3 protein-coding genes are annotated in these 2708 nt (G+C 81.2%); all 3 read left to right on the top strand.

Annotated elements, in window-relative coordinates; genetic code table 11:
• The first annotated feature begins 158 nt into the window (after nucleotides 1–158).
• Genes ACFUVW_RS20535 through ACFUVW_RS20525 form a run of 3 tightly spaced genes read left to right on the top strand, consistent with a single transcriptional unit; the run spans nucleotide 159 to nucleotide 2664 of the window.
• Nucleotides 159–1319, top strand: a complete 1161-nt coding sequence (locus ACFUVW_RS20535) for a TadA family conjugal transfer-associated ATPase (protein ID WP_430573144.1) — start codon at nucleotides 159–161, stop codon at nucleotides 1317–1319.
• On the top strand, nucleotides 1316–2017 hold the full coding sequence (locus ACFUVW_RS20530; RefSeq protein WP_430573145.1) for a hypothetical protein: 702 nt from the start codon (nucleotides 1316–1318) through the stop codon (nucleotides 2015–2017). The genes ACFUVW_RS20535 and ACFUVW_RS20530 overlap by 4 nt, the downstream gene beginning before the upstream one ends.
• Nucleotides 2014–2664: a secretion system protein gene (locus ACFUVW_RS20525; RefSeq protein WP_430573143.1), complete on the top strand. Its 651-nt coding sequence runs from the start codon at nucleotides 2014–2016 to the stop codon at nucleotides 2662–2664. Before ACFUVW_RS20530 ends, ACFUVW_RS20525 begins: the two co-directional genes overlap by 4 nt.
• The last annotated feature ends 44 nt before the right edge of the window (nucleotides 2665–2708 follow it).

Genomic DNA, 2708 nt, shown 5'->3' with positions numbered 1-2708 from the left:
GCCCTGGGGGACGCCGTCGGGCTCCCGGTGGCCGCGACCGTGCGCGCGGACACCCGGCTCGCCGCCGCGGTCGACCGCGGCGACGGGCCGCCCGTCGGCCGGCGCACCGCGCTCGGCAGGGCCGCGACCACGCTGGTGACGGCGCTGGCGGGTGCGTCGTGACGGGGCGCGCGCTCGTCGACCGCGACCTGCTCGACGACGTGCGGGCCCGCGTCGGCACCCCCGGGACGGCGCTCGACGACGCCGCGGTCCGCGACGCCCTCCAGGCCACCGGGCGCGTGTTCGGGTCCGCGGCGCTGACCGACCTCGCGCGCGCGGCGCGGGCCGAGCTGACGGGCGCCGGGCCGCTGCAGGAGCTGCTCGACGCGCCCGACGTCACCGACGTGCTCGTCAACGGCCCCCGCGACGTCTGGGTGGACCGTGGCGACGGGCTGCGGCGGGTGGACCTCGACCTCGGCACGCCCGACGCCGTGCGCGCGCTCGCCGTGCGGATGGCGGCGGTCGCCGGCCAGCGCCTCGATGACGCCGCCCCGACCGTGGACGCCCGCATGCCCGACGGGACCCGCCTGCACGCCGTGGTGGAGCCCGTCGCCCCGGCAGGAGCGGTAATCGCGCTGCGGGTGCTGCGGCAGGCGGCGCACTCCGTGGAGTCGCTGGTCGCCGGGGGCGGGCTGCCGCCGCAGTGGGAGGCCGTGCTACGGGGGCTGGTCACCGGCCGGGCCAACCTGCTCGTCACGGGCGGCACCGGCACCGGGAAGACCACGCTGCTCGCCGCCCTGCTGTCCCTGGTGCCGCCGGCCGAGCGGGTGCTCGTGGTCGAGGAGGCCCGCGAGCTCGCACCCCGGCACCGGCACGTGGTGTCCCTCGCGGCCCGGCGCCCCAACGTCGAGGGCGTGGGCGAGGTGACGCTCACCGAGCTCGTCCGCGGCGCGTTGCGGATGCGGCCGGACCGGATCGTCGTGGGCGAGTGCCGGGGAGCCGAGGTCCGCGAGCTGCTGCTCGCCATGAACACGGGGCACGACGGCGGGATGGCCACCGTGCACGCGAACGCCGTCGAGCACGTGCCCGCCCGCCTGGAGGCGCTCGCGGCGCTGGCCGGGATGCCGCGGGACGCGGTCGCGGCGCAGGCGGCGGCCGCGCTCGACGTGGTGCTCCACCTGCGGCGGCGCGGCGGTCGTCGCCACCTCGCCGAGCTCGGCCTGGTCGGGCGGGACGACGACGGCCGGCTGGCGGTCCGCCGTGCCGCCGCGTGGTCGCCGGGCACGGAACCACGGCCCGACGGCGCGTGGGAGGAGCTCGTGGGGCGGTGGGCGGGATGACGGGGCTCGGGGCGGGGGCCGGCGCAGGCTTCGCGGCCGGGCCCGCCGCCGTCGGTCTCTGGGTGGCGCTCGCGTCGTGGCTGGTGCTGGCCCGCGGCGGCCGCCGCCCGGAGGCGCTCGCCCGCCCCTCGGCCCCGCGCGCCCGCACCCGGCCCTCGGCGTGGCTCCGCCGCGGACGGGACGCGTCGACCGAGGCGGACGCGGTCCGTGTCGCCGTCGCGCAGGTGGTGGCACTGCTGCGCGCCGGCGCGCCGCCCGCGGCGGCCTGGACGCGCGCGCTCGCGGTGCCGGTCGACGCCACCGGGGTGCCCGTCCAGGCCGCCCTGGCGCCTGTGGTCGGCGGGGCCGGCCACGCCCGGTCGGTCGTGGCGGCGGCGGTGCTGGCCCGCGACGTCGGGGCACCGCTCGCGTCCGTGCTCGACGCCGTGTCAGGCGCGCTGGTGGCCGAGGCGGAGGCCCGCGCCGAGCGCGAGGCGTCGCTGGCCGGGCCGCGGGCCACCGCGCGCGTGCTGATGTGGCTGCCCCTGCTGGGGGCGGCGCTCGGGTGGGTGCTCGGCGCCGACCCCCTGGCGACGGCGCTCGACGGCGGCGTGGGCTCCGTCGCGGTGTGCCTGGGGCTGCTGCTGCTCGCGGCCGGGTGGGTCTGGACCCGCCGGCTGGTCGCGGCCGCGCGGGCGGCGGGAGAGGAGGCGGCATGAACGAGTTCTCGGACGGGGTGGTCGCCGTCGCGGTCACCGACGCGGGCGCCGGGTGGACGGTCGTGGTGACCGTGCTGATCGCCGTCCTGCCCTGGTGGCTGGCGCGCGGCGCCGCCGACAGGCGGGTGGCACGCCTGGCCCGGGACGGGCGCGCGCCCTCGCGCGCCGGCGGGCCCGGGGCGGATCCCGTGGACGTGCCCGTCGTGCTGGAGCTGCTCGGCGCCGCCCTGCGGGCGGGAGCCGGGGTGCCGCGGGCCCTCGGAGCCACGGGCACGGCGCTCGCCGGCGCGCCGGCGCCCGGGGCGCCCGGCTCGACGTCGGCCGATGGCGCGGCGCTGCGCGCGGCGGCGGACGCGCTGCGGCTCGGTGCGGACTGGGACGGCGCGTGGCGCGACGCCCCGGGCCGGCTCGGCCCGGCACACCGTGCGCTGCGCGGGGCCTGGACCGACGGGGCGTCGCCGACCGGCGCGCTGCGGGCCGCCGGGGAGGAGCTGCTGCGTGCCCGGCGGGCGTCCGCTCGCACGGCCGCGGCCCGCCTGGGCGTGCAGCTCGTGCTGCCGCTCGGCGCCTGCTACCTGCCCGCGTTCGTGCTGGTCGGGCTCGTGCCCGTGCTGCTCGCGCTGGGCGTCGACCTGTTGTCCGGGTGACCGTGCCCGGCCCACGACGACCCGGGCGCCGCCCGGGTCCGCCG

This window comes from Isoptericola sp. NPDC057391 (genome assembly GCF_042668085.1).
In the GTDB taxonomy this organism is placed as follows: domain Bacteria; phylum Actinomycetota; class Actinomycetes; order Actinomycetales; family Cellulomonadaceae; genus Isoptericola.
This window is presented reverse-complemented; position numbering and strand designations above follow the sequence as displayed.

Excerpts from the sequence above, each read along its gene's own strand:
- ACFUVW_RS20530 (WP_430573145.1), top strand. The coding sequence starts at position 1,316 with ATGACGGGGCTCGGGGCGGGGGCCGGCGCAGGCTTCGCGGCCGGGCCC.
- ACFUVW_RS20525 (WP_430573143.1), top strand. The coding sequence starts at position 2,014 with ATGAACGAGTTCTCGGACGGGGTGGTCGCCGTCGCGGTCACCGACGCG.